Here is a 15,248-nt window from a genome sequence, read left to right as displayed (position 1 = left end):
ACCTTAGAGGAATTCCGTTTTTCTTTGCCTTACCTCTCTAATGTCTGGTTTGCATGCTTTCTTTTTCCCCTTTTAACTATTACTCTTTTCATGTTATAGTTTTAAAACTCTTTACGTGCAGTATGTTTAACATGTACAACTCTATCCTTGGAGAAAGATCCATGAATTACTCTTTACAAGAGTACTTATTTCACTTACTAAAAACAAACAATATAAATGCAACTCGTATTGAATTTATCTGGAACCAAAAACCTCCAGGAAGAGAAGAAAAAGAAAACATAAAATGGTTCATAAATAATTGCCTTTGTGATAGCCAAATAGATCAAGATGCTTTTAATCTTGTTGTACAAAAGTTCAATCAAAGGTTATTATCACTTGAAGCGTCCAAAAAAACATTAGTCAAGAAACAAACAACTGCAAATATCTCTACTAAACAATTTGGCAAATACAAAATAATCAAAGAACTTGGTAGTGGGAATATGGGACGCGTGCTACTTGTAGAAGATCCTGATCGAAAAGCACAACTGGCCCTTAAAACAATGCTTGCTGGCGGACAAGCTGACCAACAACAAGAAAGTCGTTTTCTAGCAGAGACATCAGCAATGCAAAAACTCAAACACCCCAACATTATTCAAATATATGATGTTGGAAAACACAATAACATTAACTTTTTTACAATGGAATACTTAAAAGGTCTAGATCTTGAAATGTTTCTAACAAATAGAAAAATTAGCTCTCGTAGAGCAGTACAAATATTCATCAAAATTGCCGAAGCTATTCAACATGCCCACAAAAAAAATATTTTACACCGCGATATAAAACCAAGCAATGTTCTCATGCGCAATGAAAAAGATCCTGTAGTTACTGACTTTGGCTTAGCTCGTTTTACAAGAGAAGAGTCACGAATAACCCAAACAGGGGCATTAATCGGAACACCAGCTTATATGGCTCCTGAACAAGCACACGGGAAAACAAAACAAATAGACGAACGTACTGATATCTACGCACTGGGAATTACACTGTATAAAATATTGACTCAGCAAGTACCATTTAGTGCTCCAACACCTCTAGCGACACTACATAAAATTGTAAATGCTCAACCAACACCTGCGCGAAAAATTAATCCACTTATTCCACAAGATCTTGAAAACATAGTCATGAAAGCTATTGCCAAGAAAAAAGAAGAACGATTCTCATCTGTTGGAGAAATGATCGAAGATTTACAACGTTTTCTTGATGGTGTAAGCACAAAGACAGTACAGCCATCACCCAGTTTAAAAAATATAAAATTTTGGACACATAAACACAAGTTACGTACAATACTAATCATTCTATTAACTATTAGTACATCAATAAACTTGTATACGTTTTTAAAAAATAGTACACTAGCAGAAGAGAATATACTTAAACAACATATTAAAATTATTTCTCCTAATATTTTGAAAACCCAGTCCTCTGACGCCCTTCCTTCATTCAAAAAGCAAATAACTATTAAAATAAATCTACCACTTGGAATTACTGAAATTCACGCAAACAGCAAAAAAATCACCTGGGATCAAACCCAAACCAATTTCGAAACTAATGTAAAATTAAAATACGGCCGAAACATTATTGAAATCATTTTTCTTCATTCTTCTGGAAGATACTACAAACTAAATAGATCCTTGTACCGTGCAAAAGCAGAAGATTCGTCCTTCTTTTTAGATAATATTTCAAGACTCTCTAAAGCAAAAAAAGTGCCTATTCTACCACTTAAATTACTATGGAAATTTCCTGTAAAAAACGCACGTATTATTTTTTCTCCCTTGGTACTAGGCAAACAAATATTTTTTGGCGATCTAAACGGTTTTTTTTATTGTATTAACGACGAAGGTAATCTTCTGTGGAAATTTGAATCGTCAGCCCCCATATACGGTTATGGGTCTATATTTAACGGCATAGTTTATTTTGGTAATGACAAAGGTGATATGTATGGTCTTGATATTTTTGAAGGTAAAAAACTATTTCACTATAATGTAAAACAATCACAACGTTTTTCTCCTCTTATAGCCAAAAATACTATTTATATAAATACTGAAAAAGAGAATCTCTATGCCGTTAATCTAAAAACATCGCAAAAAGAATGGCATTTTAAAGGCAAAAAAGGCGAAGAGCTATACTGCTCACCTTCTATGTACAAAAATATTATTATCATTACTGAATACGAAAAAAAAGTATACGCTTTAAACAAAAAAAATGGCAAAATTGCGTGGCAATACGACAGAGATTCAAAAAGTTACAGTTCAGCAATTGTTATCAAGGATAAAGTTTACATTTCTTGCCACAACATCTTTTATGCTTTAAACGCTCAAAATGGTCATAAAATTTGGAGTACTAAACTACAAGGAAAAATATATTCAACAGGTATTTTTTATAAAGGTATGATTTTTGTTGTAACAAAAACAGGTCTTTTACATGCAATCAATTTAGAAAAAGAGAAAGTTGAATGGGTAAAAGAAACGATGCCTTCATTTCTAACAAAAGATAATTCTGTTTGGTCATGTCCATCTATGGCAGGAGATGATCTTTTCATCAATAGTATCGAAGCATTTTATTCCATAAACGTAAAAACCAACAAAATCAATACACACAAAAAAAGAAAACCAATCACTGGTTACTACAATTATTCTTCCCCAATAATTTATAAAAAGCGTGTATATATAGGCAGTACTGATGGCTTCTTACGCGCTTATGGACAAAGGGATTGATAGATTCAAAGTTTATGTACTACAATTTTTCCACTAGGTATGAATACTTGTATTGAAAATTGGTAAAACACTTCATTCTCGCTATTTGTATAATAAGTGTGTTTCCCGGTAAAATGTGCTTGGTAGTATTCTTTAGTAAATTTTTCTTTCATCAAGCATATTTCCGAGTTTATGTGCAAATAGGTCTGTATAATATTAGCCGTAAACAAAAACTTAACCAATTGCCGAAAAACACTAGAATCATTAAGTAAAAAACGCCCTACAACTTTTTTCTTAGTCAAACTAGGAACACTAACAACCCGTAGTGTAGTAAAAAATTTATCACTAACCACAACTTCAGGTTTATTTTTATTTGCAAATAACAAAGGTTCATTGACAATCGAAAAGTCTTTTGTAAGCGCTACCGGTTTATAATTTTCGGTAATTGTTTTAGCTACAATTTTATTGTGTTGAAAATAATAATAAATATCATCTATTTTGTCTAACTGTGAATTGCTCTCAAAATGCCACTTTACTAAGCAATTTTCAATGTTATATTTTTTTGGGATGGTGGGTTTTTGTTGTTTACCTTGCCACTTGCAGCAGCAAAAAAGTAAAATTACAAATGTTATAACAATAATAATTTTTCTCATTTTCTACTCCATTATTACAGTGAAATACCGATATTTCAATCCTAACAGTCTATTGATTTTCGGACGAGGTAAACAACAGCTTTCTAATTCGATCTAGGCATTTTAGGAAGCTTTGTGGTTTGACTACTTTCAGTAATTTTTACAGCTTGCAATTCCAGTAACTGTTTGAGAAAAGAAGTTGTTTCTTCATAACACTCTTCCTGAGTTACATCAAATTGGCGCTCTAAAATTTTGCATATATTATTAATAGTAATCATTTTAGCGGTGAGTTTCCATATAGCATCTCCCATAGCATGAGCACCACTGTTGAGTTTTGCTATTGCATCTTCTATTTTTTCTACATCAATACCTTCTTCGCGACATACAACTGTTGTATATTTCAACATAAAACTCTTCCTTTCTCCTATTGTAAACTAACTACGCAAATACGTCTCTGTTTTATTATACCACTTAATTTGCAATAGAATTATTTTTTTGCTCTTAGTTGTTTTGTTTTTTTAATTTTTTTTCTTAGTTGTTTACGAGGTCCACCTGCTGCTATTGCCATTTTCCAAAGGTCAATAGCTTTTTGATATCTTTTTTGCTTTAAAAATATAGGAGCTAAGTCTTTACTTTCAGTAATTATTTTTTCTTTTTTACCTAGCTCTTTATACACCAGAATACGCTGAAATTGGGCATTGTAGTCTTCTGGATTGAGGCTGATTGCTTTGTTATAATCACTTAGCGCTTTTTGGTATTTTTTTAAGTAAAAATAGCAAAATCCTCTGTAGAAAAAAGTAAGACTATCAGATTTTTTCTGAAGACTAGTTGTTAGATCTTCTACGGCTAATTGGTATTTACCTAGTTTTTGATAAATTGCACCTCGTAAACGATAAACTCTATGGTTTTCTACTTGAGTAGTGAACATTTTTTGTATTTGCTCTAAAGCCTTTTTATATTTCTTTTCACGAAAAGAAATCTTAGCCTCAAAGTAGTGTACAATATTGATTTTGGGATTTAGTTTCCTAACCGTTGAACAATCATCTTTTGCCTTTTGGTATTCTTTTGCATCGATATAGCATTGTATTCTTGAAGTTAAAGCAATAATAAACTTGTCTTTGCTTATAATCTCGCTATATTTTTCTATTTTTTGTTGATTTGAACCTGTAAAAACACAAAGAAAGTATTGTTGTGCAATTTTTTCATTTTTAGTAAATAATTTTTCAGGGCCTAGTCGACCAAGTGTCTTCATATAATGTGTTAGTCGTTTAGCTAGTTCTAAATTATGTTTCGTATTTTGATAATCTAACAAGTCTGCAGCATGACTGAATACCTGAAAAGCAAAATTCTCTAACTTTTCCTTTTCAATATTTAACTCTACATTTTTACTTTGCAATGTTTCTTTACTAGAGTACAAAATGCAACAGCAAACGAATATTAAAAAGAAAGATAAGAAAATTAGACTAAAAATACCTTTATTCTGAGATATGGTCTTTTTAATTTTATCTGCTTTTGTATATGGTTTCGCCTTGATCGGGCGATTTTTACTAAAATTTTGTAAATCGCTTACAAGCTCTTCAGCTTTTTGATACCTCTTCTGTGGTTTTTTGCTCATGCATTTTAGACATATAGCTTCGAGGTACACAGAAATATCAGGATTGAGGTCACGTGGAGGAATTGGTTCGCCAAGAATAATTTGCGATAGCATGTTAACATAACTTTCACCTACAAAAGGCGGACGCCCAGTTAAGCCTTCGTAGAGACTAGCTCCCAAAGAATAAATATCATTTGTAGGTTTTACTTTGCCTGCCACTTGTTCAGGAGGCATATAGGCAGGTGTTCCTATAACAGAACCACTTTTAGAGAGTCCTTGCTCTTCTTTGTCGGTTTTTGCCAAGCCAAAATCCATTAGCTTAGCAACATTATCATTTGTCACCATTATATTTGCAGGCTTTATATCGCGATGAATAATACCAGCCTTATGGGTCGGGATTAGAGCCTTAGCTATATCAGTAATAATTTTTATAAGTTGTGGTGTTTTAATTTCCCTCGCCTTGAACAGTGTTGAAAGATCATTTCCTTCCAAAAATTCCATTGCGATAAAAGGCTTCGGATTACCTCCGATATCATAAATTTCAATAATATTTGGATGATTTAACTTTGCCATCGATTGTGCTTCGCGTAAAAAGCGCTCAATATCCCTTGTTGTACTATCCTGGTTTGTAATCATTTTAATAGCGACAACTCGCTGCAATTTATTGTCAAACGCTTTGTAAACAACACCCATTCCACCTGCACCAAGTTTTTGCTGAATAGTATATTGTCCAAATGTTTTCTGCGCCCCTTGATTCATTTTCGTCCCTTTACCAATGTTACCTAACTACTAGCCTATCCTTTAGGATTAAACCATAGAGGGCGCAGAGAAAAAAGAAAAATTAATTCTTTTTTGAACTTTCAATAGGGCATATAAACATTTCAAATTGTTTAGTGTATAAGTCATTGTAGGGCGCAGTTAGGCCTATTAAACGCGGCATAGTCAAGTTCTGTAATTTTGACACAACAACGCTAGGATTTACAAAGGCTATGTAACGAATAAATTCTAAATATCCACACCCTAGTTTAAAATATCGAACTATTTTTTGACTGTATTAGTTCCACCGTGGAATATTAAAACAAGCGCGAAATCCAAGAATATCTCCTCAGGATCACGACTACGATGGTTATTGATGGCACGTTCTAGTAAGCATGAGTACTTTCTTCTTCTATAATCGGAGAAACAAGGTCTCTCGAAAAAAGATATACTTTTAAGCGCATATCCCCTCGCTTCACACCTTTTGCTTTAACTATAAATCTGATTTTCTCTTTCATATGCAACTTGGGATACGCTTCAAAATACACATATCTATTTTCAACAATATGACCTATCGTATCTCCTGTTACTTCTAGAGGAATTAAACCGTCAGGAAACACAGCAGTTATAATTAATTGGTAGTCTGTATGAAAACAATTTGTTACTTCTATAACATAGCTAGTTTCTTCTTCTTCGACAACTAAAAGCGGATCTACAGTATCAATGACTTCCAAAAGCAAAGAAGAAAAACCACGACAGTTAACCCATGCAATATTTTCCGCTAATAGTAAATCCCTTTTCATTAATTTTCCTTCTACAAAAAAAGACTTGTGCTTCTTCACTACTACACTAAATGTAAACGAAACTTGATCATATCCAGCTAGGTAATCAATATGCCATTTTATCTTAGATCCAGAAATTTTTGGAGAATGACTGCCAGAAATAATAATAAAATCTTTTGTTGTAGAACAAATAACCTGAAAATTCTGTAACACGGTATTTTCTTGATTATTAACAATTACATTTACCATAAATCGCCTGCTGATATAGCAATTTTTTGGTCCTTCTATACTTAAAGAATATTTGTTGAATTTACGTCTATCAACCCGCACTATAGATACTGCTTTTTGGGTAGGACACTCAAAACATTTAACAGAAATATTATTACACAGAATACCTCTTTTTTTTACTTTTAATTTGATAGTCAAAAAAATATCTCTTTTTAATGTTTTCCATTTCCAAGTTAATTGATTGTTACGCTTTTTGCGTGGTTTAAGACTAGTCCCTAGGTACTTGTATCCTGAATCTATGTTGTAATGAAGTACAACGTCATTTATCTCGTTTCCACTATGGCGTAAATGTACTTTGCACAGAATTTCTTCTTCAAGATCGGCCTTTTTAGGTGCGCATTCTTTAATTAATAAAGAATGCCAAGTAAGATAATTTCGAAATAAACGACGTGTAGAATAAGGTAGTTCTACAAGGTAATTTTCCAAGTCATTTGCTTGCATGGTTGTATTTTTTGTAGAGCACTGCACAATTTCGTTATTTTGAGTAATGGTAAAATGAATGGAAGGAAATACTTTATTTCGCAGACCATCTATTACAAAAAGTAAACGTATACTTTCACCAGTGGTAATTTTTTTCCGCGACCATTGCAATGTATCTGGTTTTCGATACCAATTATCTTCACTATTTTGACTTTCAGGTTCTTCACTGCAAATAATATACGAACAATTTTCTAACCAACATTCAATACGCAAATTACTCCGTTCTTCACTATAATTAACAACATCTACCACATATAAAAAATTCTTATTTTCATTAACTTCTGAACAAACTTTAGTAATTTTTAGGGGAGAACCTTGTATGCAGGTCAAAAATAATAAAACGATTATGTACTTAATCATAGAACAATCCTCAATATTTTTTGTACGAAATATAGAAATACACAGTAGACAAAAGTGTTGTTCTCGCAAAGACAACTACTTTTACATCCCTAACGTTTTCCATATTTGGTACAAAAAATACTAAAAATCTTTACAACAAAGTAACGTTTATAAACACAAAGACATCCTAATAAACGTAAGTATTTTCTTCTTCTATGACATAATCATTCAAGTCTTTGGAAAAAAGACTTACGCGTAAACGCATGTCTCCTGTCTTGGTAGCCCTTACTTTTATTACAAATTGAATTTTTTGCGCTACATTTAATCGTGGATGAGCTTCAAAGTATATATACTTGTTTTTAACAATATATCCTTGAGTAGATCCTTTTACTTCAATGGGAATTAAACCATCAGGGAGTTCTGCTGTTATAATAAGTTTAAAATCTGTAGAAAAGCAATTTGTCACCCGAATAAGATACTGAGTTTCTTCTCCTACAGAGATCGGTTCTACATCTTCGATCACTTCCAAAAGTAAAGCAGAGGAAGCTAAACAATTAATCAACATTGCGTCTTCTTTTAAAAGAAGACCTCCCTTCATTAGTTTACCCAGAGCAAAGGAAGGACCATCTAGTTTGAATACTAAAGTAAATTCAAATTTTCTTTGATCATGCGCCGCTAAATAACTAATCTTCCACTCTATTTTCGAATCGGAAATTGTTGGTGAATCGCTTCTCGAAATAATAGAAAAGTGATTGGTCAGAGAAATAACTACTCGCAAATTACGTAAAGCTGTATCTTTTGTATTATGGATAAAAACCTTCATACGGCAGCGTTTACCTGCGTATACAGTTCTCGACCCTTTTATTCTCAAAAAATATTTCTTTGACTGATTAACTTTCGTTATTGAAACAATTTTCTGAGCAGAACATTGTAAACAGTTAAGATTAGCACTGTTGTACAAAAGACCTTTTTCCTTTACTTTTAATTTTATCGTTATAGAAACACTATTTTCTAATGTTCTCCATTTCCAAACTAAACGGTTCTTTTTAACTTTGTTAGGCTTTTGGCTCGCTTCTAGGTATTCAAATTTTGGATTTATGGTATAGTCTAAAACAACATTATCTATTTTGCTTCCATCATAATGTAAGCGTACACTGAATGATAATTCATCGCCAATGCTTGCTAATTTAGGACTGTTTTCTTCCATCAATAGTGAATACCAAGCTAAATAACTATTAAATAAACGAAGTGTGTCTCCAGATAGTTGTACAAGGTATTTTTTCCAAACGTCTCTTTTCATCACTGCATTTTTAGTGGTACATTGTACAATTTTTCCACCTTGCATAACTGAAACGCGGATAATAGGAGACTCTTTTTTTCGAACACCACCCATAACAAAAAGTAAACGCATTCGCCCATTAGTTGTTAACTTTTTTGACCACTTCAGTTTATACAAACCTTTTCGTGGCCTTATTTTGTACTCGGGCTGTTGACTACAAACGATATAAACACATTTTTCTAGTTGACACGCAATGTGTAAATCATTCATACCGTTACCACGATTGACAATGTCTACCACGTATAAAAAATTCCTATTCGCCTCAACTTTAGAACAAATTTTAGTAATTTCTAGAGGAAAACTTCGTACACAACTATATGTTGCAAGTAATAAAACAATGTACTTAATCATAAGAAAATCCTTATTCTTTCGTTACACGAAATAAAATACTCTATTTTATATCCCTGGAATTTCCTATATTTGGTACATAAAAAATACAGTTCTTCATAAACAGTAGTCATTGCTTATCGTTTTCATAGTAAAGATTTAAAGTCTCTATCTATCAACAGTTATATTACCAAACCATTTTCGTTCAAAGGGAGCCCATCTCAAGGAGGGAGCCCATTTAGCTTTTTCTTTGAAGTGGGCGCGATTACGACCAAAATTAAGTTTCAGTTTTATTGGAAAAGTCGGTTCAATTTGTAAAGATTGCCACAGTATTCTCAATTCTGCATTCCACGAATCTTTGTTGTGCGATACAGAAGATTGCCATTTCGGATTGTATTCAAAATTCCACTCTTCCCCTTTTACATTGTTATATGTATAGTCGAGTTTAAGTCCTTTTGCGCTCAATCCGAAATAATAAAGAGGGTATTTATTTTCATGTTTACAAATAACAATTTCAACATTATCATCATCAGAAATTGTTCTGTCATCATTCTGTGTTGACTGACATTTTAACTTACTGAGATAAGGTTCCTTACATTCAAAAGCAAAATAAATAGCTTCGGAATCAGCACAAATAGAAACATTAGTTCCAACACTAATTGTATGGATTTTCCTAGTCATTTTTTGCTCCAAAATAATTTACTTACCTTTAAACAAATTCGTTTTATAAACTAACAATGCTTCTTATAGTAAGAAGCAAAAAAAAGAGAAAGGTTAAAAAGTGTCTGTAATATGTATATAAAACATAGTTAGTCTCAGGCATGGTATGTTACAATAATAGTCGTAACTTTCAGTTTATTTTGTGATGGAGAAAAATATGAAATTGTTGTGTTGTGGGATATTGTGTTTAATACTTTTTGTTCCTGAAATTATTGCTCAGAGAGGTGGTCCTCGTGGTGGTAGAGGAGGGCTTGGAGGAATGAAGATGGGTGGTATGCGTGGTATGGGAAAAGTAAAAATTCCGCGCCCAAAGTCAAATTTTAAAATGCCATCTGTCAGAAAAAATAGCAGTCCTTTTAGTAACCGTAAATCTCCTTTTGGCAGTAACAAACCTCCTTTTGGTGGTGACAAACCTCCTTTTGGCGGTGACAAACCTCCTTTTGGCGGTGACAAACCTTCGTTTGCTGATAAAATACCATTTGATTTTAGTAAATTAAAAATACCCCAAATTAATGTAAATCAAATTTTCTCAAAATTTCCTACTGATTTTCGCAGACAATTGCAAAAAGAACTAGGAGAAATGTCTCCACCAAATGTTGCAGAAATGGTGTCAAAATTTGTTAAATTAGGAAAAACCCCTCCTTTAGACCCTCGTTTTTGGGAAGGCTTAATCTACAGTGGTATCGTTTCGAAAGCAATGCAGCTAAGCGGCGACCTGAGAACAGGCAGTATACCAGCGGAGTTTACCAAAGTAAAAGAGACTATTCCTGTCGATCCTCAAGTTGCCAATACCATCATAAGTCAATATGCTAAATCACAAGGGTTAGCGGCAGAATATGAAAAAATAATGAAAGATGTATTAGCTCGCAGTTACGGTGTTCAGTACGAAAATAGTGAAGAACAAGACGGAGATAATAACGAGAACACTACCGATAACCAAAACAATATACGCTCTTATTTTTTTAAAGACAGCAAAATTATTCGTTACAAAATAGAGCCTAAGAAAAGAGATAGATCAAGGGCGATATCTAAAGAGTGGCGTGGTTCATGGTCAAGTGGAATAGATGCCGCTGTGAATTGGGGTAATAACCATGTGTATTTCTTCAAAGGAAGCCAATTCATTCGTTTTAATGCAAGGACTCGTAAAAAAGACATGGGACCTAGTCCAATATCAAGCCATTGGCCCGATTTATGGCCTGATGGCATAGATGCCGCTCTAAATTGGGGGAACGGCGACGTTTTCTTTTTCAAAGGCGAAAAAACAGTTCGCTATACTGTGAATTCCCGTCAACAAGATGGAGGTCCTGTTTCAATTCGCACATGGTTTCCCGATGCACCAAGCAATTTGGATGCAGCATTGAATTGGAATAACACTGAGATTTTAATGTTCAAAGGATCAAGGTGGCTATCTTTTGATATAAACACTGGCGAAAAAAATAAAGGTCCAAAAAAAATAAAATCAAAGTGGAGAAAATTACCATCAAGTGGTATAGATGCTGCTACTTTTTGGACAATGCCTTCTAAGTAATCCGCCAAAAGCATTAGTCTATTCACATCTGCTCTTTTAATTACTAATTCTATTGCCCTTAGTTACACAATTACAACTGCACTCGTGTCGCACTAGAAAATAAAAGCTCTGTATTCAAAGGGTAACTATTTTTATCAGGTACTTAAGTAAAAGTTAAAATAAATACAAGAGTCGCCCTAAGCGATATTAGCCTAGGGAACTCCTTTAACTCTAAGAGCGCAGTTTCTTAGGTCGACGACGCCTATACCTATCAGGAATTAAGTAAACTTTTTTAGCTTGCACTAGCTATTTTTCTAGAGGTTGCCATAATTTGTGATAAATTTTTCTGGATTTTCGTTTATCTTCTGGTTTTTTAATGTAATCATTAACTTCATCCATTAATTGATTTTGGGAGAAAAAAAGGTTTACGATATTGTCTTTTGCGAAATGCATAATCACCCACCAATTTTTTCGAGGATATAAAGTAAATGGATGAACACAAACTACGACAAATTTGGGAAAACGTAGCTACGATAAAACAATTACAAGGAAAACATACTAAACTTACTTATGAGAACATAGAGCAAACTAGTAGTTACACATACAACTTGCCTTTGTTAGCCACAAGTACTCAAACTGCCCAAAAAGATGCTTCGTTAAACACCGATATAAATTCTCAAGAAAAAACACAAGTCATAGCACTTTCAGGAAAAACTGCTAACAACGAAACTTTAGAGGACACTCAAAATAGCGTTAACCCTGGAGCAGAAACAGTGGCATATGCAACAGAAACAAAGAAGCAAACATCAGAACATCTTGAGAATTACTTGGTTCGTAAAACAAAAGCTAAATCTTCAATAGAGATACAAGATAATGTCACATTAGATAGCTCTGACACTGTTGATTTTGTTCCTGGTACTTCTAAATATGTCAAAGAGGTGAGAGACAAAATCACCACAGCAAACTATGAGTGTATTGACAAAATCGGTCAAGGAGGAATGGGAGTCGTTTTTCGAGGTTTTCAAAAAAATCTACAAAGAGAAATCGCTATAAAAAAATTACGCCCTGAAAAAACAACTAAAGAAAAAAAATTCATAGGCGAAGCTCTTGTCACTGCATATTTAGAACACCCAAATATCGTTCCTGTTCATGACCTTGGGCGTGGATCTGATGGTGAGATTATGCTCGCGATGAAAATGATTGGCGGAACTTCATGGAAAGAGCTACTACATCCACAAACAGATGAAGAAAGACAAAAAGCGCAAAAATACAACCTCGATGCTCACTTGCGAATATTATTAGTTGTGTGTAACGCGGTTGCTTTTGCTCATAGCAAAGGAATCGTTCATAACGATTTAAAGCCCGAAAATGTCATGATCGGAGAATTTGGCGAAGTTCAACTGATGGATTGGGGACTAGCCGTTGATATCGAAGAACAACAAGAACCTCGTACTTTGCGTAAATCTGAAATCGTAGCGCCAATGGGTACACCTTGCTATATTGCTCCTGAATTAGTCGGTGGGGAGGGCAACAAGATTGGACCGTGGACGGATGTGTATTTACTAGGAGCAGTGCTTTACGAAATCGTTTCCGGAAAACCACCGCATACGGGAGACACGATGTGGGAAGTACTAGTTTCCGCTTACAAAGGAAATCTACCTAAATTTAGTAACACATTTCCTCGCGAGCTAAAAAATATTTGTAAAAAATCAATGGCAAGGGAACCGCAAAAACGCTATTCTTCTGTCAAAGAATTCCAAAATGCGCTAAATAAATACTTACAAAATCGCGAAAGTTTAAAGTTTTTGTTTATTTCCTCCATATATATTGCCCTACTTTTAACCCTTGGAACAGTTGTTATGTACATGTTTGCAGTAGAAGAAGCGCTAAATGACAAACAAAAAATCCGCCACCTCTCTTACATCACTGCCCAAGAACTGCGTCAAAGCTCTGACGACTTAACGCGCATGGCCCGTTCTTATGTAACCACTAAAAATAAAAAATTTAAAGCTCTTTACTACAAAATCCTCGACGTCCGCAACGGCAAAACACCACGCTCTGATGGCAGACAAATTTCCTTGCGAAAGATAATGGAAGATTTAGGTTTTACTGACCAAGAGTTTGCCAAACTAAAAGAATCCGAAAATTACTCTAATGAATTAGTAAAAACAGAAATAAAAGCAATGCAAGCCTTAGAAAACGGCCAGCAACAACAAGCAATAACAATGATGTTTGATAATAAATATCACCAGAACAAAAAAACAATAATGCGTCCCATCGACAACTTTTTTATCTTAATTGATAATAGAACTAAACTCAGTGTCGATACTTACATCTGGAAAAGTTTTATTTACTTATTAGTAGTCGCCGCCATCATAGTTATACTTATTATTATTTCAATCGCTTCCTACATTAGCATATATCGCACAGTTAAATTTCGCGCAACATTAACATCAAACTAAAAACATAATTGTTTTTGGCAAACTTGTAGGAATTTTGCGCGACAGAAAATTTATTTAGCGATGAAAGTATTTATTGTATAAACCACAAAACTTAACCTAATTTTCGCAATCAGGTAATAAGACAACCACAAATGCAGCGATAGAAGACAGAATAATAAGTCCAACTCTAAAAGTAGCGTCTTTTTCAGGAGCACTAATAAAAGAGAAAAGATAAAAAGTAAAGACTATAGAAATAGCAATAAGTGCTACAACTCTAGCAAGACGATTACGTCCTTTTCTGTAAAGAAAGCCAGCAATAATAAGAATTAAACCCATAACAAAACAAAACCACAATGCTTTAGGTTTATAAGCCCCAGCCTCAATATTGCGCCATAAACCCGTCCAAATAACATGTAAACCAAAAACTATAGTTAGAGCATAACGATTTTTCATTTTTTTTCCTTCGCGATGTGTTGCAACACTGAAATACATTTTTTATTGAATTCATCACGATCAATAAATACCACTTTTAAATAAAAAACACAAATAACTTTCCTGAGTAATCATTGAACAATTGTTGAAGAATCAAAGAGGTAAATTGATATTTAAAGTTCTTCTTTCTATATCGTTGGTAATACCGATATATTTCCGCATCCACAATGTTGGCTTCCGTTTTTGCCTGAGGTCACAAGAAAAGTAGCGGAGCTAGAGGAGAGAAGTGCAGCGGAGCAAGCCGAGCCGAGTAATCTCAACCGAAGGCAAACTTTGGAGTCTGACGCAAGTGGCAAAGTGGCAACGCAAGTGGCAAAAATCAAAAAATTGGATTTTTACTAAAAGTACACAACGAAAAGCGTATACTTTCATTAGTTCTATTGGACAAAGTAGTCCTGGTTATCCTTTCAAAACGAGTGACAGACTCAAAACGAGTGACAGACTCAAAACGAGTGACAGACTCAAAACGAGTGACAGACTCAAAACGAGTGACAGACTCAAAACGAGTGACAGACTCAAAACGAGTGACAGACTCAAAACGAGTGACAGACTCAAAACGAGTGACAGACTCAAAACGAGTGACAGACTCAAAACGAGTGACAGACTCAAAACGAGTGACAGACTCAAACGAGTGACAGACTCAAAACGAGTGACAGACTCAAAACGTTACAAAAATGAAAGTACCGATGGGCAGCACAAAGGTCAAAACGAGTGACAGACTCAAAACGAGTGACAGACTCAAAACGAGTGACAGACTCAAAACGAGTGACAGACTCAAAACGAGTGACAGACTCAAACGAGTGACAGACTCAAAACGAGTGACAG

Annotated in this window: 11 protein-coding genes; 3 read left to right on the top strand and 8 right to left on the bottom strand. The window is 34.1% G+C overall.

The features are described from left to right. Positions 1–161 precede the first annotated feature (161 nt). Entirely contained in the window at positions 162–2,747 is a 2,586-nt protein-coding gene (locus UABHE_RS33040) for a protein kinase (RefSeq protein ID WP_372367738.1), read from the top strand. A 5-nt stretch (positions 2,748–2,752) separates the two neighbouring features. Here UABHE_RS33040 and UABHE_RS33035 read toward each other — a convergent pair whose 3' ends face one another. The 6 genes from UABHE_RS33035 to UABHE_RS33010 all read right to left on the bottom strand — a co-directional run bounded on the left by UABHE_RS33035 (position 2,753) and on the right by UABHE_RS33010 (position 9,944). After that, on the bottom strand, positions 2,753–3,379 hold the full coding sequence (locus tag UABHE_RS33035) for a hypothetical protein (protein WP_372367737.1): 627 nt from the start codon (positions 3,377–3,379) through the stop codon (positions 2,753–2,755). Between the two features lie 83 nt (positions 3,380–3,462). Next, positions 3,463–3,765 (bottom strand): PqqD family peptide modification chaperone, encoded by a 303-nt coding sequence (locus tag UABHE_RS33030; protein WP_372367736.1) that lies wholly within the window; start codon positions 3,763–3,765, stop codon positions 3,463–3,465. Positions 3,766–3,845: 80 nt separating this feature from the next. Continuing rightward, entirely contained in the window at positions 3,846–5,711 is a 1,866-nt protein-coding gene (locus UABHE_RS33025; protein ID WP_372367735.1) for a protein kinase, read from the bottom strand. A 383-nt stretch (positions 5,712–6,094) separates the two neighbouring features. Next, on the bottom strand, positions 6,095–7,618 hold the full coding sequence (locus UABHE_RS33020) for a hypothetical protein (RefSeq protein ID WP_372367734.1): 1,524 nt from the start codon (positions 7,616–7,618) through the stop codon (positions 6,095–6,097). A 166-nt stretch (positions 7,619–7,784) separates the two neighbouring features. Further along, on the bottom strand, positions 7,785–9,287 hold the full coding sequence (locus UABHE_RS33015; RefSeq protein WP_372367733.1) for a hypothetical protein: 1,503 nt from the start codon (positions 9,285–9,287) through the stop codon (positions 7,785–7,787). 144 nt (positions 9,288–9,431) lie between these two features. Then, on the bottom strand, positions 9,432–9,944 hold the full coding sequence (locus UABHE_RS33010; RefSeq protein WP_372367732.1) for a hypothetical protein: 513 nt from the start codon (positions 9,942–9,944) through the stop codon (positions 9,432–9,434). A gap of 196 nt (positions 9,945–10,140) precedes the next feature. On the opposite strand from UABHE_RS33010, the gene UABHE_RS33005 reads away from it, so the two are divergent. Further along, on the top strand, positions 10,141–11,511 hold the full coding sequence (locus UABHE_RS33005) for a hemopexin repeat-containing protein (protein ID WP_372367731.1): 1,371 nt from the start codon (positions 10,141–10,143) through the stop codon (positions 11,509–11,511). 285 nt (positions 11,512–11,796) lie between these two features. Here UABHE_RS33005 and UABHE_RS33000 read toward each other — a convergent pair whose 3' ends face one another. Further along, on the bottom strand, positions 11,797–11,943 hold the full coding sequence (locus tag UABHE_RS33000) for a hypothetical protein (RefSeq protein WP_372367730.1): 147 nt from the start codon (positions 11,941–11,943) through the stop codon (positions 11,797–11,799). A gap of 35 nt (positions 11,944–11,978) precedes the next feature. Here UABHE_RS33000 and UABHE_RS32995 point away from each other — a divergent pair, with 35 nt between their 5' ends. Beyond that, positions 11,979–13,952: a serine/threonine-protein kinase gene (locus UABHE_RS32995; RefSeq protein ID WP_372367729.1), complete on the top strand. Its 1,974-nt coding sequence runs from the start codon at positions 11,979–11,981 to the stop codon at positions 13,950–13,952. Positions 13,953–14,048: 96 nt separating this feature from the next. Here UABHE_RS32995 and UABHE_RS32990 read toward each other — a convergent pair whose 3' ends face one another. Next, positions 14,049–14,384, bottom strand: coding sequence for a hypothetical protein (locus tag UABHE_RS32990; protein ID WP_372367728.1), 336 nt, complete (start codon positions 14,382–14,384; stop codon positions 14,049–14,051). Positions 14,385–15,248: the final 864 nt, after the last annotated feature.

It is taken from the genome of Candidatus Uabimicrobium helgolandensis (assembly GCF_041508025.1).
Taxonomy (GTDB): Bacteria; Planctomycetota; Uabimicrobiia; order Uabimicrobiales; family Uabimicrobiaceae; genus Uabimicrobium; species Uabimicrobium helgolandensis.
Note: the sequence above shows the minus strand (reverse complement) of the source record. Positions and strands in the feature narration are given on the sequence as shown.

Bases quoted from the DNA above. Each gene is read 5' to 3' on its own strand.
- UABHE_RS33030 (WP_372367736.1), bottom strand. From the start codon at position 3,765: ATGTTGAAATATACAACAGTTGTATGTCGCGAAGAAGGTATTGATGTA.
- UABHE_RS32990 (WP_372367728.1), bottom strand. From the start codon at position 14,384: ATGAAAAATCGTTATGCTCTAACTATAGTTTTTGGTTTACATGTTATT.
- UABHE_RS32995 (WP_372367729.1), top strand. From the start codon at position 11,979: ATGGATGAACACAAACTACGACAAATTTGGGAAAACGTAGCTACGATA.
- UABHE_RS33010 (WP_372367732.1), bottom strand. From the start codon at position 9,944: ATGACTAGGAAAATCCATACAATTAGTGTTGGAACTAATGTTTCTATT.
- UABHE_RS33040 (WP_372367738.1), top strand. From the start codon at position 162: ATGAATTACTCTTTACAAGAGTACTTATTTCACTTACTAAAAACAAAC.
- UABHE_RS33020 (WP_372367734.1), bottom strand. From the start codon at position 7,618: ATGATTAAGTACATAATCGTTTTATTATTTTTGACCTGCATACAAGGT.
- UABHE_RS33025 (WP_372367735.1), bottom strand. From the start codon at position 5,711: ATGAATCAAGGGGCGCAGAAAACATTTGGACAATATACTATTCAGCAA.
- UABHE_RS33000 (WP_372367730.1), bottom strand. From the start codon at position 11,943: ATGCATTTCGCAAAAGACAATATCGTAAACCTTTTTTTCTCCCAAAAT.
- UABHE_RS33015 (WP_372367733.1), bottom strand. From the start codon at position 9,287: ATGATTAAGTACATTGTTTTATTACTTGCAACATATAGTTGTGTACGA.
- UABHE_RS33035 (WP_372367737.1), bottom strand. From the start codon at position 3,379: ATGAGAAAAATTATTATTGTTATAACATTTGTAATTTTACTTTTTTGC.
- UABHE_RS33005 (WP_372367731.1), top strand. From the start codon at position 10,141: ATGAAATTGTTGTGTTGTGGGATATTGTGTTTAATACTTTTTGTTCCT.